This is a genomic window from Synechococcus sp. A10-1-5-1 (assembly GCF_023115425.1).
Classification (GTDB): Bacteria; Cyanobacteriota; Cyanobacteriia; order PCC-6307; family Cyanobiaceae; genus Vulcanococcus.
Genome location: NZ_CP096032.1, coordinates 2,179,688 through 2,203,365, shown reverse-complemented (window position 1 = coordinate 2,203,365; position 23,678 = coordinate 2,179,688). Strand labels below are relative to the sequence as shown.

Sequence of the window (23,678 nt, the reverse complement as noted above, 5' to 3'; positions counted from 1 at the left end):
TATGCATGTCACCGCAAAAGGTTCGACCATCCACTCGGTCGGGGGTAGTCGTTCTCCGGCTAGCTACTACGCGTGTGTCCCCGATGGCACCTGTGCTTACTGCGAAGATTACGCGTATGCGCTGGACTTCGTGTCTCTCTGGGAACGAGATCCAGTTCAAACAGAACGAAGTCGAAAAGGTCTTCTCCAGTGTGGACAGTGCGTTTTAAGAACTTGATTAAAGACGGCCCCGCTCAACTCTGAGAAATTCACCCTTCTACTTCTTCCTGCTTGCTGGGTATTCCTCCTTAGGCAAACATGCTGGGTGGTTTTCACTAATGACTGAATGATCGAGTTGATGGAAGCTGGTAGTGGCCTACGGGCTGCCTTGTCATGAAGACCTTCCACAACGAACAGCGCGAGCTAACTGGTTACCTCCTCGATCGCTGGGACAGGCATGGCGTCCCTTGCAAATGCGATATGTGTCAGCACGAGTATGAGTTACTTGAGCTGGAACAACTGAAGAAGGAGCGTCGTCATTTGCGTGTTGCAGAAGAGGTGGCTGCTTATGACTGGCATAACCGCTGAGATCAATAGCCTTGCAATGCTTTAGGTCACCAGTCTCGAAACCCGTAAAGATTGGGACCTGAACAGCTTTGCCACTGCGCGAGCACGTTGATGGCGGGACTCACCAGCTACCAGATTCATTTGGCTCAGCGAACCATGGCCTCGGCAACGGCGCCTTCATCGCAACAGAGCCATAACAATATCGAGCACGTCGTTTGTGTCCGTCGCACTCACTCAGGGAGGTAGTGTTTACTCCCGCAACGGTGTCCCGGCTCTCTACCCCATCTATGCCGGGATGCTTGTTGTGACTTGAGATATGAGCAGCAGTGCCGATGGTAACCACTACCACCAGCGCTTCCACTCGCTCAGCACCTGAGCTGCGCTTACTTGCACAGGAAGTTAGTTTTCTCCAGCTGAGCTTGTGTCGGCCTCAAGAGATCTGCAGAAGCTCGATCAAATCTGAAAACTCATCGATCTGGGCAGGAGTTTTTTCAGGCGCATCCACGAATGTCACCTCATACCCCTCGTAGTTCTTGATCAGATCTAACTCAACGGTCTGGTCGTTAAGGAACATCCGAACGTTAATACCCCAGTCTGCGCACTGAACCAGTAACGAGCGGACCTTGTCCTGCTTCAGGTCAGCAAAGAGGGCACGGATGGTCGATTCGATTTCGGTTTCTTCCATGACTCATAAGGTAATCATCCTGTACCTGCCCCAAGAAAATAATTTTGCGCTTATTCGGGCAGGCTCTCAACGGCACGGTGCATGAAACGCCTGACGAGGCTCATGGGCCAGCCTTCCCGTTGTAGGTCCTCGGCGATCTGCTCGATCTGCAGAGCAATCTCTTCGGCCACCAGCGCCTCCAGCAGCTCTGACGAGTGTTCTGTGCTTGCTGTCATGGCGGAAGAGCCTCTTGCAATGGTCTAGGCATCGCGGTGTAGGTGTGCATCCCTTGTGACTCAGTCGGTAATGCGGCAAGCCGCAACCGAGCACTTGCAAATCGGACGCTCACTTCAGGAAGCCGCCCATGAATAAGGGGGCGGTTATCGCCCCCTTTGCCTCAGACCCGGATGGGGCGTTGCGACTCCACTCATCCACCTGGTCTGTATGGGTCTGTATTTGTTCTATGACTGGCGTCTTGCCTTGTCTATGGGGCAAACCACCAAGCATTCATACCCATGTGAAAGGGGGCGATTCGACGCCCCCTGCCCACGAGACCTGACTTCTGGCGGAACGGTCTCTTCGGGTCTGTACCTGTTCTATCTAGGGGTGCAGAGGCAGGTCCTGAGCACTTATTCCCGTTCAGTTTTCAGCGTCACGGGTGACTAGGCGTCATGAAGAAGGGCGGGGATTAACCCGCCCTTGACACCTGACCCGTCGAAAGAGAGGCGAGGTCTGTTGGTGTCTGACTCCTTGATAGTTCGTCCATCAAGCAGGCGAGACTAGTAGAAGCACTCAAATTGCGAACTAGTCCCACACATCTGGGACGGCAATGCCAAAGGGCATGTCCTCGCCGGGGTCATCGTTATCCATGATGTAGGCAGCGAGGTCCTCATCGATCCCAAAGAACAGAAGACCTTCTTCTTCTGGGTCAACTCCCTTCATCTCAGGATGCTCTCCCAAGATCCGTCTGGCTTGCTGGAAAGTATGCCATCTCATCTTTGCTTCACGAAAGATGTAATCAACGAGAATGATCGAAACCAACAGAAGGACGAATGTTATCAGATACAGCATTTACGAACCTCTTGCTAATGACAGGATAAGAATCCGATTGCCTTTCGGAAGGAGGTAAACACCCAGGCACATTTACCTATCTTCAAATCCTCTTGCCTTGTTGATTGCACAAAAAGGCGGTGCTTTCCCACACCGCCTAGTCGCCCTCTCGGACCCTTCATCGGGTCGTCTGAACCTGTTTTAGTTCCGATGAAGAGAAACCCGCATCGGCAAAAGCACCTGTTCAGGAGGGACTGGATCCCTGCTCCCAGTTCCAGCACTTCACTGATGACACCTTCGGTTGGGGGACAGAACCCTCATGAAGGTGGCAGTAAGTCTGGCCGCCGAGACCGCCGATGACTTTGACCAAATCGGGCTGAATCTGGGCTTTGAGTTCTCCGGCAATCAACTGCTGCGTACCTCTGGCAAGAAACTCGATCGTGTCACCGTCCATAAGAGCGAGATCCCTGGCGAATACAACCGAGCCGAAACCAGTCAGCCGGTCCTAGGCTGGACTCATCCCAAGAAGGAGGTCTCATGGCCACCTGTCATCTGCCGGCACCCGGGGTTGAGAATCCCTCGGCTGCGGCGTTGCATCAGCTCAAAGAGATGCTGCAGGCCGATTCCGTCTTTGCCCAGGCCCTGCGAGCCACCGAGTCAACCGAAGAGGCGGCGAGGTTGGCGGCAGAGCGCGGCGTTCAGGTGTCGCCCGAGGCGCTTTGGCGTCATCGAGGCACCCTAGTTGCCGGCGGGCAGCCCACCTGGCGCGGCTGAGGAACTTGAACTAGAGCACATCCTCCCCATTCGGTGGGATCTCTCAGGCTCATGGAGATGTCACAGGAGCCCACAGCTCGCTAAATCAGGCTGAGCGTCGGTGCCAACCGCTCCCCGACCCACTGCACTGGATCGAGGAGTGTTGTTGGGGGCGCTATGGCTCTCCCCCGTTCGGACGGCGCTGTCTTCAGTGCGCCTCCAGCTCGGTTATGGCTTAGGTGGGGCTGGGGGTGCAATTCAATAGTCGTCGCCGTATTTGGTATCAGAAGCGGCATCCATCAGTTCCACAGTTGTCTGATAGCCGCTTTGAACGATGAACTCGTGCTGGATCGCAACGTCCTGTAGAGCCTCAACGTCCAACTTGGGTGCTGTGATCCAGCTGAAGCCCTTCCCAAACGTGTGGTCTGGGTTGACCACGTACCAGTGACAAGCCGTGTCGGGAACAGCAACGGAACACTTCGTCCAGTCGTTGTCCCACTGGGGAACTTGAACAAAGGACAGTGCGGCAAAAACAACGCTTAAGAAACCGGACAGCATTCTCATATCTCCCAGAGGCGAGAGCCTAGCGGCTCTTTGGGGATGCAATCGCTCCCCAGATCACTCTCCAGTCAAGGGAAGGTGTGGGGTGGGGGCTCCGCGGCATGTGGTCCCCCCCGTCTCGGATCACGGGGTTCTCTCGGACCGTGTCCACAGCGGATATGGCCTTGGTGCTGGCGTCAGTGCAAGTCCATCACAAAGCCCCGCCTAGGCGGGGCCGGAAGCGCAACGTGAGCGATCAGGCTCAGGCAGCCAGTGTTTCGTCGGTTGCAGCCTTACGAGCTGTGAAATCGACGACCTTGCTTGCGACATCGAAGGTGCGGACATAAGAGACGCCGCGATAGACACATTCCTTCTGTGCAACGGAGATGGTCTTGATGTTGGGGTGCTGGACGCCGCGGTATTGGAACTGCACGGGAAGTGCTGCTGTCGATTGGCAGTCTTTGATACCGATTCTCAGTGCCCGCTGTCTGTCCGTGCTGGCACACCATGCAGGCACTGCATAAGCGCTTGCCAAAGGTCGGGGCGGCATGTGTTGCCCGCACTCTCAGGATGAGCCAATTTTCCTATTGCCATAGGCACGACTCCCGGTAGAACCTGCGTACTACTCAGTACGTCTATGGCGGCAATCACCGGCAGCTCTTCTCTTGAACCGGTCTTCCTGCAGGTCGGTGTTGGCGATGCAGTGCTGGTGGAGCCGCATGAAGGTGGCTGGTGGGTCGGTCAGGTCATCCACTGCGAAGGCGGGGCTAGGTGCAGCGCCAACTCGTTCTTCCAGATCACGGACGTCGATAGCGGAGCCGTCCGCACCGTTAACCCCAATCTCGTGACAGGAATCGTCCGCAAGGGGCATGGCGAGCTGCCGCTGGCTGCATCCGAGGCCCACCGACCACGCAAGGCGCCAATCAGGGCCTCAGATGCTCGACCACAGGCTCATCAAGAGGTTGAGCTGGGTTTTCTCGGGAGGGCTTGCTGAAGCGGTGAAACTCAGCAGTCCGCCACGGGCTTGTCGTCGCCTTGATGGATGTACACGTGGCAAGACGGTTCTGGTTTCTTCCAGGACCCTTTCTTGATCACCGCGACCGTTGCCCAAAGGAACAGCGCGATGAGGATCCCGTCGGTGAGTGGTTCCATCAACCTCTCCAGTCCTGCTTCTGTTCTAACCGTGTTGGGTGCCTAGGGCCGGGATCGTTGAGCGGTCGGATCAGGAGTGAAAAGGGTGGCGTATCCACTAGGACGCCCTTGGCGGTAAGGACCAACCAGATTCGTGGGACGCACGAATTCAGTGTTTCCAGGGCTGGCTAATCGTGCAACAGCTCCCCTACCCACTGCTCAGTAGCGGGGAGTGTTTTGCTGGGGGGAGCGAGGGGGCTTGTCTTAGTCTTGGGTTGCTCTGTAGTTGGTTACGGCTCGCCTCGGGGACTTGTAAGGGCAGCCTTTCCAGATCTGGGATTGCTGCGTGATAGTCCTATGCCAGGCCTTGCAGTACATGCGCTCTTGAGCAAACTTTGCGCAATCGCCGCAAGTGTTCATCATGTCCCCGTAGCTGTTGCGGTTGGGGTTTTTATCGTTGTGGCTTGGGACGGCGGAGGGGTTGTTGATGAACACGATCGACCTCGGTGATGGGTCTCTCCTTCTCTTTCAGTTCTCCCTCGCGGTGACGGTATGAGGCATCTGATTTTGTACTCATCTTGCGTACTTCAAGACGCCCCCCCAGCGGCAGGAGCAGAACGCTTGATGAGGGCGACGGATGCCGTCTTGCTGAAGTGCTCGGCGTGAAGCTTTGGTTTGATGTGGCCTGACCAGGCATCCATGGCCACAGTGCCAGTAGTCAGTCTTGATCTCATGGGCAAAGTCAGGGACCAGATCAACGCGCACCTTTATCCCGTGCTTGCAACTGTTGCCACTGTTTTCCTGGGGATAGGGATGATTAGTACCCTCAAGGCGAACCACAAACTGGGTGTCATCGCAGAGCAGGCTGCTCTCTTCAACAGCTGTGTCGCGGTTCATCTGGAGGAGAACAGCAATTACGTTCCAGATGAGGTCGTGAGCCACTGCAATGGTGGCCCGGAACCTACAGCTCGCTAATCGAGAACTAGTTCCCAAGCGTTTTGTAAGAGCGGCGAGTATCTCTTCCTATTGCTTCAAGCCTGAGCCTCGCTTTGATTGCCTCGAACATGGTTACGAAGCCACCGAGAAGCCACGGTGGCTTTTTTATGGATCGATGGAGACACGACTCCTGGTGCTGGCATTGCTGACCGTTGCCATCCGCCTTTGGGGGAACGCCAGCGTGGTGGTCTTGACCGGCATCGACCCCAGGCCCGTAGCGGTCAAAAAGCGCTTGCTGCATTGGGGCCTCTCGCTGGTTGCCGCTGCTTTTGCGATGACCCTCGCCCCACTGGTGGCCAACCTCTAGGTAGGAATTTCCTAAAAGTGAAGGCCGCTCCTCCTGAATGGAAGAACGGCCTTGCTGATTGGGTTGTGTGGGCCGGAGTTTCTGAGGGAGATCACCTGGGGCCAGAATTTCAGGTGTCGGGCGGTTGTCTCCAGGGGGCACCTAGGGCGGTGCAAGTCGGAGTGTCACGGCAAAGCCTGCGTCATCGCTGGAGGCTGCAAGACCCACCCACGTCTTCTAAAGACTGTTGGAGCAGGGCTCTCCGTCAGAGCACTCAGATTGGGTGAGTGGGTGGAGTGTCGTCTTGCATGAAACCCTCCGAGATCCATGCCCACAGCTTGGCCATGGCCTGGCCGGTGGACATCGGATGAAATGCTCATCGCTCTATTCGCGTATCTGTCCGAGGATGGCGAAGACAACAAAAACCAAGCTCCAGGAGCAGAAAGCGCGCTGAGGGCTGTTGTTGGGGGAGCTATGGCACTCCCCCGCTCGGACAGCGCTGTCTTCAGTGCGCCTCCAGCTATAAGACTTCGGATCGGGGAGTGGGCTGGCGGCGGCTCACCCCCCACTCCCATAACGCATGAGTGACGCAGGCGGAGTTGGACGAACCCTCCAACAGCATCCTCTGCAGGGTGTCGATCCGCTCGGCGATGGCGGCGGTCTTGGCTCTAGCCATCGGTTTCCTCCCGCCAGAGAGCCATGACCAGCTTGCGCTGAGCCAGGAGAATGCCAACTGCAAGAAACGGGACAAGCTCAGGGAGAGAGCTTGGACTCAGCTCAAGAGATAGACGAAGCGCTTGGGTACATTGATTGAAATCTGCCGAAATCAAGAAAAGCGAACTTTTGATCTACAAGCTAACGACAGCCAGATTGAGATTCACAACAGAAGGGAGTTGATTCAATTTTTTTGGCAAAGCTGAATCAGGCGATTGATTTCACCCACGGAGTCTGTGCATGGAGTCATTCTTGCGGATCAAAGCTTTGGAAAGATCCGATATACCAATAATAATCAACTGGGCCCGCAACGAAGGATTCGCTCCTGGCCGGGGTGATTTTGAGATCTACAGAAATACAGACAAGCAAGGAATGTGGATGGGATGGCTCGGCAATACCCCTGTAGGCTGCATTTCAGCGATTAGGTACAACGAAGAATACGGATTCATTGGTCTCTACCTTGTTGCAGAGAAGTGGCGGAGGCAGGGTTACGGGAGGGCGCTATGGAATAAAGCAATGGATCATATGGATGGCCTTCCATGCATTGGCCTGGAGGCCGCTGAAAGCATGAGAGATGTCTACCAGAGGCACGGATTTCGGCCATCCTCCACTACGACTAGATGGCAGCTGATTAGCGATGGTTCCACCACAGAACAAAGAAAGAGCGTTGAAGGCTTCAATCTGGTTCCAGGCAGTGGGATCTCGGAGGCTGAGGTCCAAACGTATGACGCTCATCGCGAGCCCAGTCCCAGACCGCATTTTATGCATCTTTGGTTAACACATAAAGCCGGATCTGTCTTCGCACTGGCCGATCAGGCTGGAAAATGCCATGGTTTCGGCCGAATAAGGCCAAGTCTTCTGCGCAAAGGGGAGGGATGGAGAATTGGACCACTCATGGCAGATACTCCTGAGGGAGCATCGCATCTCTTGTCGGGCTTAATGGCGAAGCATGAGGGTGTGATATGGATTGACTCGCCCGGACTAAATCAACAAGCAGATCAGATACTCCAACATTCAGGATTTTCGCCTATTGGCAAGACTATTCGGATGTACAGAGGATTGCCACCTGCAGGCAACATCGACGAGGTCTACGGATTGGCATGCTTAGAGCTTGGCTAGCCGAACGGCTAAAAATGATGGCTTATTTGAAGACTCACAGCGTCTAATCGTTGTCTCGATAAGACATGATCATGAACCCTCTAGTAAAACTTGCACATCCCTCGTTCAGGGCTTGTGACTTCGTTGGATATGGCCGTCTTTCCAGCTCCAGATCCAAGGCCGGACTTTTCGTAACAGCTGAAGATCAGCACGAGCCCGAAGGGACACAGGAATAAATTCGGCGGAATAGTCGAAGTCGTCATCACGGAAGGACTGGTTCAGGACAAGACTTCCCTCCTCCCCAGAGATGGAACGGTGATAAGTCCCAATCGGGATCTGAAGGGCCCCCATCACCCGTTGAAGGTGGATGACGTGATGGGGTTGGGGCCAATCGGGATTAAGCAGGGTATAAGTCCTACCACCCTGAAGAACCAGGTTGTGATCGACCTGGTGCTGATGTACGTAATACTGCTCAAAATCTTCGTCATTGGGCGGGGATATTGCTGAGCCACGATGGGCAACCACGTCAACGCCATTTGCCCCAGCGATACCCGCGTCAAAAAATGCCACTGAAGGTGTTTCTCGGAAGATATGAATCGGAACAAAATGCAATCGCATTGCCGAGCAACCACTCACTCTTGTTCTAGCTAGATCACAGCATTCTGGCGAACTAATCTGACTAATCTGTTCCTGGATCTTGACATTCAAGCCAAATCGACTGAATTCACTTTGAGGGTCAACACAAGTTAGGGCTGCAGACAAAGAGTGGATCACAGAGAATGACTTCTAAGAAAGTGAAGAAATCAATTGATCAACATGCAAAACCTCGCAGCGAAGAGAGCACTTCTCCACATTTGACGCATAGTTTCTTTCCCTCCTGACCTTCCACCGAAACACTCTAACCAAGGCCAAGCTAGTCACCTCGCCAGCCTGGCTTGTCTTTATAAGCATGAATCGCCATAAACAATGTTGCACTCAGAGCCAGAAACCAGGCAACATACATCAACTGATTGGACCCGGCTAGCACGAGGAGGAAGGCGCCAATTGCTACGCATGCAAGCTTCCTCCATATACCGCCACGGTAAAAGACACGATAAAAGCCATAAACAATTAGGGCGGCTCCGAGAAAACCCGCTAGACCCATCATTTGGCTACTCTCTCTAACTCTGCTTGCGATGCGCAGTTTATTACCACGCAGAATTAATCGTTCCGCAATCCGGAACACCTTCAGGGGTCCGCCTATGCATTGCGTCATAGGCGCGCCATAGCCCGTCTACCACTACGCACCTTTGCCGAGGATCACAAACGCGATAGCGACAACTACCGACAGACTCGATTGATGTCCCATCGCCAAAGCGCAGGATTCCCTCTTGGCTATTCATACTCTCTTCAGCAACTTCCATTATAGCCCTCTTCAATTGCGGTATGCAACCACAGCTGGAGCAACTTAAATGTAAGAATGACACTCAATACGGCTCTCAGGGGCTTTGATGGGCGTATTCCTCGTAAGGCGCCTTGGCGCCGATTCGATCAAATTTAGCGGCCAGGACAAAGTCGGATCGAGTCAAGCCTGATGCCTTATGTGTAAAAAGCTCAATGTCGACATAGCCCCATCCAACTGAAAAATCTGCATGATGACCCTGTTGCTCGCATAAGGCTCCGGCAGCATTCACCCAATCCAATGCCGACTGAAAATCGGCAAAGCTCAAGTGTTTCTGGAGATGATGACTGTCTGTGACTCTCCAATTCTTTAGGCCACCCAAAAGCTCTGAAGTTTGACGATCATCAAGAGTTGGACCACCATCGCGACAAGGGATGCAGTTCTCTTGAGCAAGTCCCATAGCCCTAGGTCCTCCAAGAACTCATATCTGGTGAAGAGCATCAATATGGGCTGCAACAGACTGTCTGCACTTTGGCGGGAGAGAAGACCACCTCCGCTCGTTCTCTCATTCCTCAAGTGCGTGAAAAACCTTTGGGTGGAGAGGCCAGCCCACCTACGACTGGAGTGAGGTGACCTCTCTTATTCCTCGCTTCCGACACCCCTTTCAGGGCCAAGTCGCATGCCATTCAAGGCGAGGGCGAAGTATCGGGCCTCTCAAGCAGATGGGGCCATGGTTCCATGTGGCGGGCCTTCTGACTCCAAATAGAGCGCCCCCCAGCTTGATAGTGCTGGGACTTAGGGCAAACCCGTGGGTGGTTGAGAGAACCTGTGGAGCAGGTGCTTGAAAAGGTCAGGCTGCTTCTGCTGTCTTCTCCGGTGGAGTGTCGTTCATTCACGCCTCCGAGATCGATGACCCCACCATCGGCCTGAATTGAGCAGAGGGCAATCAGGCTTTATACGCATTGCCTTTCGAGGGCGAACCTCCGATAGTGAGGGCAGCATGCCTTGAGGGGCAGGCCGTTCCGAGGTTCCGATGTTCCGATGAGCATTCCCCTCGTCAGGCACTCCCAAACTCAAGAGCGTGCCGGATCTCAGTTGAACCCATTCGGGGCTATCCCCAATCCACTGGGTTGCTGTTGAGTGGCAACAACTCCGAAAGGAGGGGCCAGATGATCATTCCCTCTGAAACTTTCCTGTGGGCAAAGGGATTTTTATTGGCGGCCAAAACACCACCCCGCTCCACGGCTCAGTAGCGGGGGGGTTGTTGGGGGCGTATGGCCACACCACTGACTTGGATCACGGGGGTCTCTCGGCCGTGTTCTTGATGGTTATGGCCTTGATTGCCTCATTGGTCCAAGGTTCCAAGACGTCTAGGTAGCGCAATCGCATCCGCAAGCGCCGGTCGGATGACAAGGCTCATAGTTGGGATGCCCAGAAGCACATGCTTCAGAGCAGTAGCTGAGGCCGTTGCTTACAACAGCTCCAACCTGAGGCACCTCGCATTTGCACTTGGGGCAGGCGCACTTCGTCAGAACGGCAGGCATACCAATTAAGTGACTAACCCTGGCCTAGCTCTCTTGCAGATGGAAGGCAAGAGTGTGAGGTGGGTCGTGGAGCCGCATCCCGCTCGGACTGCGCTGTCTTCAGTGCGCCTCCAGCTCGGTTATGGCCTAGTTGGGGCTGGAGGTGTACCCCATCCAATGAGTGAGCCTGATCCCAAAAGGGGATATCGGGATTAGAAGTTGGAGCGATTGGATAGGTACCGGCTCCACGAGGTAAGGGATGTCTATCCTTGTTGACCCCCTGCTCTGGCTCATTGAGCTGATCGCTGTCTTCATCGCCTTGAGCATCTATGGGGCGATGTGGAAGGGGGCTCAAGACCAAGCCCAAAAGGGCTGGTTCATTGCCCTGATCTGGGCCGTGGCACTGGTTGCGGCGCTCAATGGCCTGCGGGCGGGCTACATCCTCATGAGCTGATAGCCCTGAGCCGCCAAACCTGGGAATCCCCCACAGACATAAGGCAGTTACACCTGAGTCTCATGAGACAGCTGTTGCGGTAAGTCCGCGGCGGCGTGCAGCACTTTCGGTGATGCGCTTTTTGCAAGCTTCTGGATATGACTACAGTTTCGCTACAGGCTTAACGGCGGCGCGATAGCAATTGCAGTGTCTCATTGGCTTTTCGGTTATGTCTCCGCTTCGAAAAAGGGTTGATCAAAGGACTTGTAGCCCTTAAGAATTTCCTCATATTCCATTCACTCGGCATGCCCCAGGACCCTCGTCTCGCCATCTCCTCCACCGCAGTGCAGGCCCCTCGTCGCTATGAGCTGGCCATCCGCAAGCCGCAGCGCATGACCATCACCGTGCCTTGGGCGCTCTATGAGCGGATGCTCAAGCAGAGCGATGTTCAGGGTCGTTCGCTCTCGAACTTGGCTTGCCACTGGCTTGAGCTTCATGGGGACCAGTTGGATCGAGCTGGGATGTTGAGTCACTAGGGGCACCAAGCCTTTGCTTAGGGCCAAAGGCTTGGGTCGGCTGCCGGGGCCGTGTGATCGCTGGCGCTCAGGCTCCGTTTTCCGTGCCCATTCGGCTCAATGATGGGCTGAGGCGGAAGAGGTTGTGGAGGTGTAGCAGCCCCCTGAGCGGTTTGCGTGCGATTTGCGTGCCCTGCTTGAGGGCATCCCCTGAAATCTCAATCGGGGCGACAGGATTCGAATCTGCGACCTAGTGCTCCCAAAGCACCCGATGTAGTCGGTGGCTGATTGACTTCTTCAGTCATAGCAAGCCTTATGGCCGAATTTGGCTTGCCTTGCCCGGTCGGGTTTGGCTATACATGCGCGCAACTTGCGCACACTCTGTGCCAGCCATTCGATTTGCCGAAAAATGGGCAGAGGGGCTACGTACGAGCGTTCGCTCCTCTACGGCTGAAGGCTGGAGTGTCCGCGAGCATCGCGGCGCAATCCGATTGGAGGTGAGAGCTAAAGGGGTCTCCCGTTAGTCAGTCGTGCTCCCATTCGATTGGGCTGAGGGCAGCGTCGGCGACGCTCTTACCCGCGTTCGCAACATCTACAAGCTCGTCGCCTCGGAGGGCTACTCCCTCAAGCAGGCCGCAGAGGTCGCTGCAGGCAAGGCGCCAAAGCTGATTGATCAGCTCGACTGGGCATCCAGGATGTGGGAGAAGGCTATGCATGGGGCGACGTGAAGGGTTAGCAGAATCAGCTCAGTCTGCTGAGATCAGGAGTGATTGGATCGAATCCCTTGTAGGGGTGAATGTACAGCTTAATCATGGAAAAGACTAGTGCTGTGCATAGGCACCAGAGCACGATTGCGGTGATGGCTGTTTGTCGATAAGCACGATGTACGGCCCCAATCGTGATATTGGATACCAGGGTTAGTAGATAGATAATGGCCCACTTTTTCCCATGGCTCAAGTTCGACTGCCTGCCGATCGAGAGGCGTTGCTCCCGAGCTGCTTCGAGCTGCTTGATTTCTGTCAGGATCTCAGCCGCCATGGCTTTGGTGGTGCACTGGGATCCGGCCTCCTGCGCGGTGCAGGCGCCAGCGTCGATCATCCAGGCGCGCTTGTAGAGGTTGGATAGGATTTGGTCAACCTCTTGCTGACGCCTCATGTTGTAAGCATTGCCCCATTCACCTCGCTCCAACAGGTGGATGTAGGAGGAAAGATCTCCCTTCAGCTCGCGCGCCAGGGCAGGGGAAGTGGCCGCGATGATGCCCAACCGGTTGAGCGCTATCGCTTCGCTTTGCAAAGCTGATATTGCTGTTGTCCTGTTCTGCCAAGCGGATGACGCCATGAACGCCAACAGCAGCGCCAGGACGCTGATGGGTATAACGATGAAGGGAGGAACCAGTGGCTTATTGATCAGGTGATCGAACAGCCTGATCTTGAAGACAATTATGTAGGCGGCGACTCCCAGGGTCGTGCTGACGAACACCGCCAGGAGGATGGGTCCAAGAGCGAAGTTCGGTAGGGAATACAGCATTATTCGGGTCTGATGGATCCGGCCTCAGGCCCGATATTTGGTGCAGGTCTGAGTTGTCAAGTCCATCGGCTCAGCCGCATCAGCTCCAACGATGGCGAGCTTGAGGCCGCTGGTCATCAACTCCCTTTTCATCCGTTGCATTCGAGGGTGTTCTGCGCCCGTGGCACTCACAACAAACCCCCAGCGGGCAGGAGCAGAGCGCGCGATGGGGGAGTTATTGGGGAAGCTTGGAACTACCCCGTCACGGATCACGGGGTTCTCTCGGACCGTGTCCTCAGCGGTTATGGCCTTGGTGCTGCCATCAGTGCAAGGGGGTGGCGCATCCACTAGGACGAGCCTGGAGGCAAGGACCAGCCAGATTCGTGAGATGCACGAAGTTCAGTGTGTCCGTGGCCGTTCAAGCGCGCAACGGCGCATTAGGGGTTGGTTGCGATCCAGCTGCTCGCCTTCGAGCGCGTCTTGACCACTTGCGCGCATCTTGCGCACAAGCGAACCGGGCACTAGCTCTCAAATCAATCGGGGCGACAGGAGCCGAACCTGCGACCTAGTGCTCCCAAAGCACTCGAGACATGTGGCTTCTAAGCGGGAACCCAGGTCATAGCAGGGACTCTGACCTGCTCTGCCTTGTCTTGTCGTGCCCATTTCAGTAGGTTTTGCCCACGTCTTGCCCACGCTTGTGCCCGAGGTTGTCCATTCCGAGGCTTGGGCTACTTCCCTGCGCCAGCAGGCGAGAGCGCTTGCCCGTGGTTGGACAGTGGAGGAAGCCCGTGGTCGAGTGCGTCTCAAGGTCCGCTCCGACAGCACTCCAAGTCAGTCAGTAACCCTGCCGTTTGCCTGGTCGGCAAACGACGCGGGAGATGCTTATGTAAGAGTTCGCAACATCTACAAGCTCGTCGCCTCGGAGGGCTACTCCCTCAAGCAGGCCGCACAGGTCGCTGCAGGCAAGGCGCCAAAGCTGATTGAGCAGCTCGATTGGAGCGGGGCTGTAGAGCGCTTCAAGGATCAGAAGCTCCTGCATGGCACGGTCATCAAGCCAGCTACCTGGGAAGCCAAGTACGTCCCGGTGCTTGGTGATGCAGTGGCGCTCCTAACGGGGAATGATCAGCCCACCAGCCCTGCAGAGCTGATTGATCGCTGCATTCGCTCATGGGCTTCCGGTAGCCGCACCAGGCAGGAGCGGGCGCGAAACCTCTGCCAGTTCCTCCGCTACTGCGTCGCCAGAGAGCAGTTCCCCGCGATCTGGCAGCCCCCTATCGACCTCAAGGACCACATCGGCCGTAAGCCAGCCGACGCCCAAAGCCAAAAGGTTGATCCGATCACTGATCAGCAGATCATCGATTTGCTGGCCTCATTTCCTGATGACGCACCGGGGCGTCGCTGGGCTGATGCCATTCGTCTTCTCGCTGAGCTGGGACTGCGCCCGATTGAGTTGCTCCACCTCAGCGTCAAAACCGATCGCAAGACCGGTGAGCCGTATTGGTGGTGCAGCTACGAGAAGCGAGCTGGAGGTGGGGTCACCAAGCCTCGCCGTTTGGAACCGCTACCTCTTCGAGCTGATTCAGGTGAGGTGCAGCAATGGGATCTGATGCAGCGCTGGAAAGCAGGCGAGATTGATCTGCCGCCGCTTTCGTCAAGCAATGGTGTAGCCGAAGCAATCAAGACCTATTTGAGCCGCAGGGATGGCTGGAAAGATATACGTAGACAGGTCGAGGTGAATAACGAACGGGTCAGTGTCTACAGCTTTAGGCATAGCTTTTCAGTGCGTGGTCATCAGCTTGGAATCGACAGCGGTGCAATGGCTCTTGCTATGGGACACAGCCTTGAAACGCATTGCCGCAGTTACCCCTGGGCGACTGAGAGTGGAGCTGCGTCGGCCTTTGAAAAAGCCAGAAGTCGCGCCAGGAACTAGCAGGTCACGCCATTCCTTGTATGCTTTTAGTAAGTTGCGAGTGGCTAGTCCTTGTGGCACCACTCCTGCCTTAGGCAGTACCGATTCCACCTCGGCGGTCTAACGGGAGATTCAACGGTTCAATTGCCTTTCCCTGATGACGCGAAAGAAGAACCGCTTCGCTCAACCATCAAAGATCACCATCAACGGTCGACATGTTTTTGTCTCGGCGCACCGTGCTCCTCAGGACCTACCCCTGGAGGTTCTTGAGGAACTCATGGACATTGATGGAGGTATTGACCGCAGCAAGATCTGCGATCGTCTTTGGTCTAACTGGGTGGAACGAGGTGGTTTTTCTGGTCGATGGATTCGTACGAACACGGCTGTGCGAAACCTCCCAAATGGAGTCACCGTTTACGAAGGCGGCGAGTTGCAGTGGGGAGTTGAGCCAAACCCGTTTCGTAACACCACCGAGCCACATTTACGCGCGGCATTGAGGGCAAAAGGCTTTCTACCGTTTGAAAAATGACTAATTCGACACCCATTTGGGTGCCGCAGCGTGCTGCGGCAGATCATCTCGGCGTCAGTGAACGCACGCTCTTGCGTTGGCGTTCAGCTGGCTTGCTCAAGCCTGGCATTCATTTCCGCAGGAAGTTCCCTGCCGCCAATTCGTCGCTGCTTTATCACCTACAGCGATGTGACCAAACCATCAGCGAGGCCTTTGCTCGCGATCACCGCACCCTTGAGCTTGCGGAGGCGGCTCGATGAACACCAACGTCTTTTGGACTGCTGAACGCGTCCAAGCGCAATCGGAGGTGTGGCGGGATGAGTTGATGCCTCTGGCTTCCACGGAGCTAGAGCATCACCTCATCGAAAGCACGACAGCACTGCTTGCCGCGGTAAGCCAGCTCCAAGAGGCGGCTGGCTGCAATCGCGCTGCAAGCGAGCGTGCGGCCGACTTGGCGCGCGAGGTGTCCGCTCACCTCAAGACCGGAATTTCAGCCCTTACACAACGCCTGGAGCACCTCGAAAATGCATAAAAAACCCCCAGTTGATGCTGGGGGTCGGGAAGAAATCTGTACCGACAATTTAATCGCAGCTCAGCGTTATCGCTGGCGGCATTACGCAGATTTTTCGCGGCCCTTGGAGTCCCATGGCGTGACCCGCGCCTTGATTCACCTCACCCCCAATCAAACTTGGACGAAGGCTGATTACGACGAGGCTGCACGCCTTCTTGAACACCACAATCCCATTGGTTGCCTGCGCATGGTTCAGCTAGCGAGGAGGTCATTCCGATGACAAACAACCTCGACTGGCTAGACACCCAGGAGGACTTTGACCGCCTGGAAAACTCAGCCAAGGTTCAAAGCAGCCTCAAACGCGTTGCTCGACAACCACACCGCAAACCATCCATCGCCGATGAGCTGAGAAGCCTGCAATGCAAGGCGCGTGATCTACTGACCGATGAGGCCATTCCCAGCTATCAGCGGATCATTCACCTCCGTCGAGCAGCCTCTGAACTCACAACATGCCTACGAGATGACGAGCTACGGCGTCTTCTCTGGCAAGAACGTCAAAAGCTGAGAGGCGTTGTTGAGCCGATTCCGCAAGGCGGGAGGCTCTCGCTTGTGGAAGCCCCATGGCTGTGGGAGGGAGTGCTTCTACGCGGCACCTCCAATCTCTTCGTGGGCCCACCAAAGGTGGGCAAGTCAAGGCTGATGTGCGCCGTTCTCGGTGCTCTGGTGCACGGCGAAAGGTCCTTTTTGGGCCAGCCGCTTTATCCAAGCCATGACCCCAAAATCCTGATCATTGGTACAGACCAACCGCAACGCGATTGGGCGAAATGCCTCCAGCTCGCTGGGCTATTGCAGCCCGACGGGACCATGCACCGGTCGATCGTCGGTCTATTCCACAAAGGAGCACCGCTCTGTCTCGACGATGAGGGCATCGAGCGCATCGTTGACGACTACTGCCGCCACTACCCAGGCTTGATTCTGTTGACCGACAGTTATCACGCCTGCCTCAACAAGCTCGGGATCCAAGAAAGAGATGCCTCTTTCGCTGAACCGTGCATGGATCTGACGGAAGCGATCGACTCCTATCAGGCGACGCTGATCCTGATCCACCACTCGTTGAAGCGATCAGGTGGGATGAGGGCGTCAGAGGCAAGCCGAGGCAACAACGCCTTGCCTAGCTGCGTGAGCCAAACCGTGGTGATCAACTCGCTGAGTGATGGGAATGACAATCCCCTTGCTCCTCGAGACAAGCGCATCAAGGTGATGGCTGAAGGGCGCGAGTCAGCTCCGATTGATTTGCTGATCGAGCAAACCGACAACGGCTGGATCTTTCACGGCTCGGGCGAGGAGGTTGCACGCCAAGCAGCTCTGCAAGGCGTGATCGAGGACCTCACTGATCGTCAGTACAAGGCGCTCAAGGACCTTTGCCTGCATTACCAATCCACTCACAAAGGGATGGATGCTCCACACCTCGGCAACGCCCTAGGCATTGAGGTCAATGCGGCTCAAAAAGCCAGAGAGACACTCCTGGCCTTAGAGCGCAAACACCTGATCGTGGAAGATGGCCACCGAGAGCCCAATGGCAAGCGAGGAGGTGCACCAGCTGCTCTCTTTCGGCCAGTGGATGAGGTGATCAGAGCCATGCTCAGCTGACCATTTGAAGGTTTTAAAGGTTTTTAAGGCTCTCTCCTCAGACGGTCACTGCTCTTTTTGAGTCACGCCCCTTTGGCAGTTGCAGCCTTTTAAACCTTTAAAACCTTTTTTAGTCTCCACCAAGGGCGCACAAGAGCGTCGCAGGTATTGACTACCTTCAATTAGTCGTATTCAGCAGAACGACTATTTTCAGGGTTGTAATATCTCTAGCATTGAAGATGAAAGTGCTCGTTGATGACGACATGCCAAGGGTTCCAAATCCCTTGGAAGATTGCCTCGCAAGCGCTCAACAGCGTCGTTATCTACGAGACCTCTACTTGGAGGGAATCAATGACCACTACCGCTGTCGAGATTCAGCGGCGTTATCTCACGATCAATGAAACCAGGTCTGACAGTGATCAGCTTGAGTTCTCGTTCAGCTCGGAAACACCCGTTACGCGTTACTTCGGTGATGAGGTGTTGGATCACAACCGAGACGCAGTTGACCTCACGCGGCTGAACGGTGGAGCAGCACCGCTGCTGTTGAACCACGACCCGGATCGAATCCTCGGGATTGTCGAGCGGGCATGGATCGATGAGAGACGCCGCGGCATGGCCCGCATTACTTGGGCCACAAACGACCTTGCTGTTCAAGTCCGCAAGGACGTGGAAGCAGGCGTGATGCCCAACATCTCTGTTGGCTACTCCGTGCTGGATGCCGAGCAGGACGCAGGCGTTATGCGCGTCACTCGCTGGCAACCGATTGAGCTGAGCGTCGTGAGCATTCCGGCCGACGCATCGATTGGCGTGAACCGCGCCCTAGCAACTACCACTCACACACCCATGACCTACGAACCGATCGGCCCTGCAGGCCTTGACCCTGAGGCTGAGTACAAGCGAGAAGCCGAACAATTCAGCATTGTTCGCGCCGCCCAAGGCATCGCCTCAGGACGCGGACTGCGGGGGCGAGAAGCGGAGATCAATCAGGAGCTTGAGCACCGCAACGGCCGCCGAACCCAGGGCTTCTTTGTTCCGGATAACGGCTGGACAACAAGGACCTATGTGGCCGGTACAGCGACGGCAGGCGGCAACTTGATCGCCACCGATCACCTAGCCACCAATTTCATCGAGGCGCTGCGTGATCGCTTAGCGGTTGCAGAGCTTGGCGCGACCTTCCTTGGCGGCTTGGTGGGTGACGTAAGCATCCCTAAGAGAACAGGCACGGCTACGGCGTACTGGTTTGGCGCTGATGACAGCGACAGCGTCACCGCGAGCACCGGGACTATCGGCACCGTGACGATGAGCCCAAAAACCGTTGGTGCACTGAGCAAGTTCTCTCACCTGATGAACCTGCAGAGCACTCCGGACATCGAGCGGCTCATCCGTGATGACTTCGTTGCTCTGCTCGCAGAGGCAATCGACACCGCTGCGATCAATGGCTCCGGCTCCAGCAGTCAGCCCACTGGAATCCTGAACACCTCAGGGATCGGATCTGTCGCTGGCGGAACCAATGGTTTGGCTCCGACCCTCGATCATTTGATGGACCTCAAAAAAGAGGTCGCTGTCGACAACGCCGATGTGGCGAGCTGCGGCTTCCTCACCAACGCCAAGGTGGAAGCAGTCCTCAGCAAGCTCAAGGACAGCCAAAGCCAGTACCTGCTCTCGCCCTATGGCACTGAGCTAAGTCGTTCGCAGATTGCGGGGCGTCGCTTTGAGGTCAGCAACAACGTGCCAAGCAATCTCAGCAAGGGCACTGGCACCAACCTGAGTGCGATCGTCTACGGGAACTTCAGCGACCTGCTGATCGGCCTGTACGGCACCTTGGAAATCCTGGTGGACCCCTACACCGACTTCGCCAAGGGCACGACTGGCATCCGGGCGCTGCAGTCGATTGATATCGCTGTCAGACACCCGGAGTCGTTTGCTGCGATGAAGGATGCAATCGCCTGACTTTCTAGACTGCGACTGGGATTAGGTGTATCAGGCGGCCTTGTGGTCGCCTTTTTCTTGCCATTTCTGGAACTGCTCCCACTTCTCTTGCAACGGAACTTTCTGCGGCATAGTGCCGCGAAAAATACGGGTTATGCAGCAGTCCGCACGGGTCTCTCTAGCCGCACTGGGCACCGCTGCCCTCTCTATCGCTTCATTGCCTGCGGTCAGCGCCAAGCCCGCTCAAGTCGCTCAAGGCACAGCTAGTCACCTGGGCGTAATGAGCATCAGCCTCAAGGACGTCGTCAAGCCTCGGGTCGGCATCCAAGGTCAAACCCAAGCGGCTGGCACGCCCAACCAAGCAGGTCTGGGTGGCTTCCTTCCACTGGTGGTCGGCAGGAACAGCGTCTTCTTTGCTGATGTCCTAGCGAATGCCAACTTCGCCGATCTCGACACTCTCAGTAGCATCGTCAATACATATGTTGATGGAACTACTATTTCAACCTCATCTCGAATTGGATATCGCTACTTTAACAAGAGCAGGGCTGTTGTGCTTGGACTGAATGGAGGATTTGAGTCAAGGCCAGTAAAGAGCGGTTCAATAGTAGGCTTTGCTAATAAATATGGACTCTCGCTAGACGAGCGAACCCCTCTATTTACGCAAGTTAGCGCCGAAGCAGAGGTTGTTGCCAAAGACTGGCAACTTAAGCCTTATGCGCTCATCCCCGTGGGAGACAAAGAGCAAAGACTCAACAACTTGGCATACGCTGGAGCATTGTCTACATACGGAATTGATGCAGGCTACAACATAAACAACCAAGTCAATGTTGGAGTGGGATACTATTATCAAAATGGTGACTATAGCGTAAGCAACTCAGGGATAAAGCTGCGACTCGGATATGAGTTGTCTCGAGGCTTGGAGATCTACGGCAAGGCTTCATATGACCCTGCATTTGAGTCACGTGCGAGCATTGGGTTTTCGTATTTATTTGGCCAATCACCAAATGGTCCAATTGCTGCAAATAATCTTTTAAAGGCCCTTACAGCATCTCCAGGAAACCGCGATATCCGAATTCATGACTGTGCATTCTGGGACAAGTGTTTTTGGACGCATGTTGCACATGATGTAGAATCTTACGGCGTTAAACTAGTGGCTGGCCTAACAATCGACAAGATAGTTTCAATCCTGAAAAAAATATATAGCAAGCTGCCCGCCTCGGAGCAAGAGCTTGCTGATCAGATTATCGACAACCCTTCGGAAGCTTCCGCAATTCTTGAAGCGAATCCTGGTCTTGATGCTGAAGTCTTGGCTGAAGCTGCTGCTGAATAGTTGAGGCCTGACCCATGGGCTGACAGCATTAATGCTCATGGGTCCTTTTGCCTTTTATGCCTACGGGTCATCCGAAGGCTCGCAGCTTGTCTAGCGTTAGAGCCGAAGTTCCTAGGCTGGTTTAGACGCAGGATTCAGTCAAATAGTGGTGATTAAGAGCATTGCAGCGGCAGCAAGAGAGCTTGGGTATCGGAGCCGCTCAAGCCTTCAGAACTTGATGGATGACGGCTACTTAGATGACTTCATCTCACTGAATGAGAGGGGTCATCGGCAGCTGGAGATGAATGGACTGCGGGAGCGTGTCGCTCAGGTAGTGAATTGGAGCGACCGGAACGTGGTCGCCAAGGAACGGCTTAGCCGCGTTGACCTGGAGACGATCCTCAGGATTGGGGACTACTGCAATGCTCTGTGCGAACGGTACGGGTGGAAGACGCGCCATACGGCAGCTGAGTGGCGACTTCTTGAGGAGGCTATGCATAAGGCAAGAAGGAGATAGTTGTGGACTAAAACCCCACACCAACTTGCCCTTCTTGCGAGTAAGCTTATTGGAATGTATCAGTACTGCTCGCTGTACTTTACACACCACTTGCTGTCGCCAGCATTGAGGCGGGTGTAGGTGGGTTTACAGGATTCCCTTGTATTCTCTCCAAGATAGATTATGTCTACATATTCAGGCGCTGCTTGGCAATTCTTACCTCTCCCTGCTTTCACGTAGATTCCAGGGCAGTTGACGCCGCTCTTCACCAAGACAGAAGGGGCCGCGCTCACCGGCAATTCAGCGCTCAACAGTGCTATCCCAAATAGCGCTGACACGACAAACCCAGAGGCGATCATTGGCTTTCGCCCGCGAATGACTACAGAAATCATGCTAGCCTAAGTATAGGCAATAGAAGCTTATGCGTTCCTCCATCCCGCTAGCTCTCGCTGGCGCGACATTTCTTGTCTCTTCATTGCCGGCATTGGCATACGAAATATCACCCAAGAAATACGGTGACGTACTGAAGGAGGAGCTTCATCTTTGTTCGCCCACTAGGACTGAAGAATATATTCAATACGGGACTGAGAAGCTTCCCAGGGTCTTTCCTGGTGTCGAAGTCTTCACTATCACCGAAGATTGGAGGTCTCAAGACCTTGAGAGTACTAAGTTTCCTCTTTCAAAGCCAGTGATACTGAAAAATCCAATCACTGGGACGACAATTGGTGTATTTGATCGCAATTACAATAAGTCTTTCAGGGTTGCTTCGTTCTTTGGCCGGAACACAATCAGGGTCAGGCAGGAAACTGTTGCCAATAAATCGTTCGGTCGACGGGTGACTACTGGTAGCGAATCAATTCAGTCTTTTGGAATCAAGAATGGTGATGGGTATCTGGTCGTCAATGGTTGCGATGGTGTCTTCAGGGTCAATAAAGAAATCGCGGACGCTTTGGCTAACTACGACATGGTAGACGGCAAGGCTTTTGTATTGCTTTCGAATGACGGATCAACTGGTCTTCGGATCAATGAAATCGGTCCGGAAACCGTTAAGGCTTGGAAGGTTGTTTATTCGGATTGGCAGCCCTCCTCCGACGGAAGAAAGAAAAAGTCGCTGCATGTAGCTCCTCCGCGGGTTTCGTCGTCAAACGACCTTCCAGGAGAATCCCAGCTCTGAAATGTGGTCTGTGAGCGCCTGAGTACCGCTCACGCACTTCTCCCTCGGCACTAAAGGATTCAATCCTCCGATTGAGAGTGAGCCAAACAGCTCCCCGACCCACTGCTCAGTAGCAGGGAGTGTTGAGGTGGGGGAGCTTGGCACTACCCCGTCACGGATCACGGGGTTCTCTCGGACCGTGTCCTCAGCGGTTGTGGCCTTGGTGCTGTCGTCAGTGCAAGGGGGTGGCGCATCCACTAGGACGAGCCTGGCGGTAAGGACCGACCAGATTCGTGGGACGCACGAGCTTCAGTGTGTCCACGGCAGCTCAAGCGTGCAACAGCGCATGAGGTGTTGCTGCCGACCTAGAGGATGGGCTTTGCGTGCCTTTTGCGTGCCCAGCGTGATGACTTTCGCTGAGAAATCAATCGGGGCGACAGGATTCGAACCTGCGACCTAGTGCTCCCAAAGCACCCGCGCTACCAAGCTGCGCCCCGTTCAAATTACGAGCAGTCACTCATCGGGTGCTCGTCGGCTTCTCTAAAGAAGACGTGGCAGAAAGGGTCTGGCTCCTTTGCCGTCTTCTTGCGGATGACCGCCGCTACTGCCCAGAGGAACAGAACGATGAGGACGCCATCGGTGAGTGGTTCCACAGCCTTTCCGTGTCTGCTTTTGGTCTAGCCCTCATTGGTGAGGCGCAGGCCAATGCAAGTCCTTCTCTTCATCCGGGATCGGCTTACTCAAGTCCTCGGACCTACCTGGTCCAAGACCACTGGTCTGCGTACTTCCAGCAGATCGCTGCGTAGCCACTCCTGACCATCTGCTGCTGGACGTTGGTTCCACCCACGAAGAGCTCTCCAACGGTGCCCCCGTACCGATCGGTCGTTATCCGGCGCAGGTTGTCGGTCCTGCCGAGCACCAGCGATCGCAAGTAGTCCCTTGAGGCTTTGGCAGGTATTGGGTTGGCCCTCCGTCCTTCGAGCTCTGGGGCATCGATGCAGGCCAGCCGGATCCGCTCACCGATAAGGGGGCGGCAGGTATTCCCGTCGTAACAGGAGGCGATCACGACGCTGGCTAGGGCTGCAAGGAGCATCTATG

The 23,678-nt window shown here is 55.2% G+C and carries 28 protein-coding genes, 1 tRNA gene and 1 pseudogene; 17 read left to right on the top strand and 13 right to left on the bottom strand.

The features are described from left to right. The first annotated feature begins 372 nt into the window (after nt 1-372). Nucleotides 373-567 carry a hypothetical protein gene (locus MY494_RS11875; RefSeq protein WP_247910457.1) on the top strand — a complete coding sequence of 65 codons (195 nt, stop codon included), beginning with the start codon at nt 373-375 and terminating at the stop codon, nt 565-567. 409 nt (nt 568-976) lie between these two features. Here MY494_RS11875 and MY494_RS11870 read toward each other — a convergent pair whose 3' ends face one another. The 3 genes from MY494_RS11870 to MY494_RS11860 all read right to left on the bottom strand — a co-directional run bounded on the left by MY494_RS11870 (nt 977) and on the right by MY494_RS11860 (nt 2,152). Beyond that, nucleotides 977-1,231: a hypothetical protein gene (locus tag MY494_RS11870; RefSeq protein ID WP_247910456.1), complete on the bottom strand. Its 255-nt coding sequence runs from the start codon at nt 1,229-1,231 to the stop codon at nt 977-979. Nucleotides 1,232-1,281: 50 nt separating this feature from the next. Continuing rightward, entirely contained in the window at nt 1,282-1,446 is a 165-nt protein-coding gene (locus MY494_RS11865) for a hypothetical protein (protein WP_247910454.1), read from the bottom strand. A gap of 568 nt (nt 1,447-2,014) precedes the next feature. Next, the gene (locus MY494_RS11860; RefSeq protein ID WP_247910453.1) at nt 2,015-2,152 is read right to left on the bottom strand and encodes a hypothetical protein; all 138 of its coding nucleotides are present in this window, start codon (nt 2,150-2,152) and stop codon (nt 2,015-2,017) included. 445 nt (nt 2,153-2,597) lie between these two features. Between MY494_RS11860 and MY494_RS13320 the strand changes: the two are divergent. Then, nucleotides 2,598-2,741: pseudogene (locus MY494_RS13320) on the top strand (Nif11-like leader peptide family natural product precursor); the annotation flags it as partial. A 56-nt stretch (nt 2,742-2,797) separates the two neighbouring features. Next, a complete protein-coding gene (locus tag MY494_RS11855; protein WP_247912097.1) occupies nt 2,798-3,034 on the top strand; it encodes a hypothetical protein in 237 nt (78 codons plus the stop codon). Between the two features lie 237 nt (nt 3,035-3,271). On the opposite strand, the gene MY494_RS11850 is transcribed toward MY494_RS11855, so the two are convergent. Next, complete coding sequence (locus MY494_RS11850) at nt 3,272-3,571, bottom strand: hypothetical protein (protein ID WP_247910452.1); 300 nt, start codon at nt 3,569-3,571, stop codon at nt 3,272-3,274. Between the two features lie 244 nt (nt 3,572-3,815). Continuing rightward, complete coding sequence (locus MY494_RS11845) at nt 3,816-3,986, bottom strand: hypothetical protein (protein WP_247910450.1); 171 nt, start codon at nt 3,984-3,986, stop codon at nt 3,816-3,818. A 204-nt stretch (nt 3,987-4,190) separates the two neighbouring features. Here MY494_RS11845 and MY494_RS11840 point away from each other — a divergent pair, with 204 nt between their 5' ends. From MY494_RS11840 to MY494_RS11830, 3 genes are all read left to right on the top strand, one after another. Then, the gene (locus MY494_RS11840) at nt 4,191-4,547 is read left to right on the top strand and encodes a DUF3104 domain-containing protein (protein WP_247910448.1); all 357 of its coding nucleotides are present in this window, start codon (nt 4,191-4,193) and stop codon (nt 4,545-4,547) included. A gap of 836 nt (nt 4,548-5,383) precedes the next feature. Next, a complete protein-coding gene (locus MY494_RS11835) occupies nt 5,384-5,659 on the top strand; it encodes a hypothetical protein (RefSeq protein ID WP_247910446.1) in 276 nt (91 codons plus the stop codon). Nucleotides 5,660-5,795: 136 nt separating this feature from the next. Continuing rightward, entirely contained in the window at nt 5,796-5,987 is a 192-nt protein-coding gene (locus MY494_RS11830; RefSeq protein WP_247910445.1) for a hypothetical protein, read from the top strand. A 499-nt stretch (nt 5,988-6,486) separates the two neighbouring features. Here MY494_RS11830 and MY494_RS11825 read toward each other — a convergent pair whose 3' ends face one another. Continuing rightward, nucleotides 6,487-6,642, bottom strand: coding sequence for a hypothetical protein (locus tag MY494_RS11825; protein ID WP_247910444.1), 156 nt, complete (start codon nt 6,640-6,642; stop codon nt 6,487-6,489). Nucleotides 6,643-6,920: 278 nt separating this feature from the next. Here MY494_RS11825 and MY494_RS11820 point away from each other — a divergent pair, with 278 nt between their 5' ends. Next, nucleotides 6,921-7,799 (top strand): GNAT family N-acetyltransferase, encoded by an 879-nt coding sequence (locus tag MY494_RS11820; RefSeq protein WP_247910442.1) that lies wholly within the window; start codon nt 6,921-6,923, stop codon nt 7,797-7,799. A gap of 105 nt (nt 7,800-7,904) precedes the next feature. Here MY494_RS11820 and MY494_RS11815 read toward each other — a convergent pair whose 3' ends face one another. The 3 genes from MY494_RS11815 to MY494_RS11805 all read right to left on the bottom strand — a co-directional run bounded on the left by MY494_RS11815 (nt 7,905) and on the right by MY494_RS11805 (nt 10,703). After that, nucleotides 7,905-8,396, bottom strand: a complete 492-nt coding sequence (locus MY494_RS11815) for a hemagglutinin (RefSeq protein WP_247910441.1) — start codon at nt 8,394-8,396, stop codon at nt 7,905-7,907. 860 nt (nt 8,397-9,256) lie between these two features. Next, nucleotides 9,257-9,619 (bottom strand): 4a-hydroxytetrahydrobiopterin dehydratase, encoded by a 363-nt coding sequence (locus MY494_RS11810; protein WP_247910440.1) that lies wholly within the window; start codon nt 9,617-9,619, stop codon nt 9,257-9,259. A gap of 910 nt (nt 9,620-10,529) precedes the next feature. After that, nucleotides 10,530-10,703, bottom strand: a complete 174-nt coding sequence (locus MY494_RS11805) for a metallothionein (RefSeq protein ID WP_247910439.1) — start codon at nt 10,701-10,703, stop codon at nt 10,530-10,532. 238 nt (nt 10,704-10,941) lie between these two features. On the opposite strand from MY494_RS11805, the gene MY494_RS11800 reads away from it, so the two are divergent. The 3 genes from MY494_RS11800 to MY494_RS11790 all read left to right on the top strand — a co-directional run bounded on the left by MY494_RS11800 (nt 10,942) and on the right by MY494_RS11790 (nt 12,358). Then, nucleotides 10,942-11,136 carry a hypothetical protein gene (locus MY494_RS11800; protein WP_247910437.1) on the top strand — a complete coding sequence of 65 codons (195 nt, stop codon included), beginning with the start codon at nt 10,942-10,944 and terminating at the stop codon, nt 11,134-11,136. Between the two features lie 284 nt (nt 11,137-11,420). Beyond that, entirely contained in the window at nt 11,421-11,651 is a 231-nt protein-coding gene (locus tag MY494_RS11795; RefSeq protein ID WP_247910436.1) for a hypothetical protein, read from the top strand. 509 nt (nt 11,652-12,160) lie between these two features. After that, complete coding sequence (locus MY494_RS11790) at nt 12,161-12,358, top strand: hypothetical protein (protein WP_247910435.1); 198 nt, start codon at nt 12,161-12,163, stop codon at nt 12,356-12,358. A gap of 13 nt (nt 12,359-12,371) precedes the next feature. On the opposite strand, the gene MY494_RS11785 is transcribed toward MY494_RS11790, so the two are convergent. Then, nucleotides 12,372-13,157, bottom strand: coding sequence for a hypothetical protein (locus MY494_RS11785; protein ID WP_247910433.1), 786 nt, complete (start codon nt 13,155-13,157; stop codon nt 12,372-12,374). Between the two features lie 676 nt (nt 13,158-13,833). Between MY494_RS11785 and MY494_RS11780 the strand changes: the two genes are divergently transcribed. From MY494_RS11780 to MY494_RS11760, 5 genes are all read left to right on the top strand, one after another. Then, complete coding sequence (locus MY494_RS11780) at nt 13,834-15,066, top strand: site-specific integrase (RefSeq protein ID WP_247910431.1); 1,233 nt, start codon at nt 13,834-13,836, stop codon at nt 15,064-15,066. 136 nt (nt 15,067-15,202) lie between these two features. Continuing rightward, nucleotides 15,203-15,574 carry a hypothetical protein gene (locus MY494_RS11775; protein WP_247910429.1) on the top strand — a complete coding sequence of 124 codons (372 nt, stop codon included), beginning with the start codon at nt 15,203-15,205 and terminating at the stop codon, nt 15,572-15,574. 235 nt (nt 15,575-15,809) lie between these two features. Further along, on the top strand, nt 15,810-16,085 hold the full coding sequence (locus MY494_RS11770; RefSeq protein ID WP_247910428.1) for a hypothetical protein: 276 nt from the start codon (nt 15,810-15,812) through the stop codon (nt 16,083-16,085). 255 nt (nt 16,086-16,340) lie between these two features. Then, nucleotides 16,341-17,714, top strand: coding sequence for an AAA family ATPase (locus MY494_RS11765; protein WP_247910427.1), 1,374 nt, complete (start codon nt 16,341-16,343; stop codon nt 17,712-17,714). A gap of 330 nt (nt 17,715-18,044) precedes the next feature. Beyond that, nucleotides 18,045-19,643 carry a phage major capsid protein gene (locus tag MY494_RS11760; RefSeq protein ID WP_247910426.1) on the top strand — a complete coding sequence of 533 codons (1,599 nt, stop codon included), beginning with the start codon at nt 18,045-18,047 and terminating at the stop codon, nt 19,641-19,643. 30 nt (nt 19,644-19,673) lie between these two features. On the opposite strand, the gene MY494_RS11755 is transcribed toward MY494_RS11760, so the two are convergent. Further along, on the bottom strand, nt 19,674-19,859 hold the full coding sequence (locus MY494_RS11755; RefSeq protein ID WP_247910424.1) for a hypothetical protein: 186 nt from the start codon (nt 19,857-19,859) through the stop codon (nt 19,674-19,676). Between the two features lie 43 nt (nt 19,860-19,902). Between MY494_RS11755 and MY494_RS11750 the strand changes: the two genes are divergently transcribed. Both MY494_RS11750 and MY494_RS11745 read left to right on the top strand, forming a co-directional pair. After that, nucleotides 19,903-20,952: a carbamoyl-phosphate synthase L chain gene (locus MY494_RS11750; RefSeq protein ID WP_247910423.1), complete on the top strand. Its 1,050-nt coding sequence runs from the start codon at nt 19,903-19,905 to the stop codon at nt 20,950-20,952. Between the two features lie 896 nt (nt 20,953-21,848). Beyond that, on the top strand, nt 21,849-22,601 hold the full coding sequence (locus MY494_RS11745; protein ID WP_247910421.1) for a hypothetical protein: 753 nt from the start codon (nt 21,849-21,851) through the stop codon (nt 22,599-22,601). Nucleotides 22,602-23,008: 407 nt separating this feature from the next. On the opposite strand, the gene MY494_RS11740 is transcribed toward MY494_RS11745, so the two are convergent. Continuing rightward, nucleotides 23,009-23,077 (bottom strand) — tRNA-Pro (locus tag MY494_RS11740). A gap of 257 nt (nt 23,078-23,334) precedes the next feature. Further along, the gene (locus tag MY494_RS11735; protein ID WP_247910420.1) at nt 23,335-23,673 is read right to left on the bottom strand and encodes a thermonuclease family protein; all 339 of its coding nucleotides are present in this window, start codon (nt 23,671-23,673) and stop codon (nt 23,335-23,337) included. Nucleotides 23,674-23,678 lie beyond the last annotated feature (5 nt).

Bases quoted from the DNA above. Each gene is read 5' to 3' on its own strand.
- MY494_RS11855 (WP_247912097.1), top strand. From the start codon at position 2,798: ATGGCCACCTGTCATCTGCCGGCACCCGGGGTTGAGAATCCCTCGGCT.
- MY494_RS11865 (WP_247910454.1), bottom strand. From the start codon at position 1,446: ATGACAGCAAGCACAGAACACTCGTCAGAGCTGCTGGAGGCGCTGGTG.
- MY494_RS11860 (WP_247910453.1), bottom strand. From the start codon at position 2,152: ATGAAGGGAGTTGACCCAGAAGAAGAAGGTCTTCTGTTCTTTGGGATC.
- MY494_RS11875 (WP_247910457.1), top strand. From the start codon at position 373: ATGAAGACCTTCCACAACGAACAGCGCGAGCTAACTGGTTACCTCCTC.
- MY494_RS11815 (WP_247910441.1), bottom strand. From the start codon at position 8,396: ATGCGATTGCATTTTGTTCCGATTCATATCTTCCGAGAAACACCTTCA.
- MY494_RS11745 (WP_247910421.1), top strand. From the start codon at position 21,849: ATGCGTTCCTCCATCCCGCTAGCTCTCGCTGGCGCGACATTTCTTGTC.
- MY494_RS11800 (WP_247910437.1), top strand. From the start codon at position 10,942: ATGTCTATCCTTGTTGACCCCCTGCTCTGGCTCATTGAGCTGATCGCT.
- MY494_RS11785 (WP_247910433.1), bottom strand. From the start codon at position 13,157: ATGCTGTATTCCCTACCGAACTTCGCTCTTGGACCCATCCTCCTGGCG.
- MY494_RS11830 (WP_247910445.1), top strand. From the start codon at position 5,796: ATGGAGACACGACTCCTGGTGCTGGCATTGCTGACCGTTGCCATCCGC.
- MY494_RS11825 (WP_247910444.1), bottom strand. From the start codon at position 6,642: ATGGCTAGAGCCAAGACCGCCGCCATCGCCGAGCGGATCGACACCCTG.
- MY494_RS11820 (WP_247910442.1), top strand. From the start codon at position 6,921: ATGGAGTCATTCTTGCGGATCAAAGCTTTGGAAAGATCCGATATACCA.
- MY494_RS11795 (WP_247910436.1), top strand. From the start codon at position 11,421: ATGCCCCAGGACCCTCGTCTCGCCATCTCCTCCACCGCAGTGCAGGCC.
- MY494_RS11765 (WP_247910427.1), top strand. From the start codon at position 16,341: ATGACAAACAACCTCGACTGGCTAGACACCCAGGAGGACTTTGACCGC.
- MY494_RS11840 (WP_247910448.1), top strand. From the start codon at position 4,191: ATGGCGGCAATCACCGGCAGCTCTTCTCTTGAACCGGTCTTCCTGCAG.
- MY494_RS11805 (WP_247910439.1), bottom strand. From the start codon at position 10,703: ATGCCTGCCGTTCTGACGAAGTGCGCCTGCCCCAAGTGCAAATGCGAG.
- MY494_RS11810 (WP_247910440.1), bottom strand. From the start codon at position 9,619: ATGGGACTTGCTCAAGAGAACTGCATCCCTTGTCGCGATGGTGGTCCA.
- MY494_RS11835 (WP_247910446.1), top strand. From the start codon at position 5,384: ATGGCCACAGTGCCAGTAGTCAGTCTTGATCTCATGGGCAAAGTCAGG.
- MY494_RS11775 (WP_247910429.1), top strand. From the start codon at position 15,203: ATGACGCGAAAGAAGAACCGCTTCGCTCAACCATCAAAGATCACCATC.
- MY494_RS11770 (WP_247910428.1), top strand. From the start codon at position 15,810: ATGAACACCAACGTCTTTTGGACTGCTGAACGCGTCCAAGCGCAATCG.
- MY494_RS11760 (WP_247910426.1), top strand. From the start codon at position 18,045: ATGACCACTACCGCTGTCGAGATTCAGCGGCGTTATCTCACGATCAAT.
- MY494_RS11735 (WP_247910420.1), bottom strand. From the start codon at position 23,673: ATGCTCCTTGCAGCCCTAGCCAGCGTCGTGATCGCCTCCTGTTACGAC.
- MY494_RS11850 (WP_247910452.1), bottom strand. From the start codon at position 3,571: ATGCTGTCCGGTTTCTTAAGCGTTGTTTTTGCCGCACTGTCCTTTGTT.
- MY494_RS11750 (WP_247910423.1), top strand. From the start codon at position 19,903: ATGAGCATCAGCCTCAAGGACGTCGTCAAGCCTCGGGTCGGCATCCAA.
- MY494_RS11870 (WP_247910456.1), bottom strand. From the start codon at position 1,231: ATGGAAGAAACCGAAATCGAATCGACCATCCGTGCCCTCTTTGCTGAC.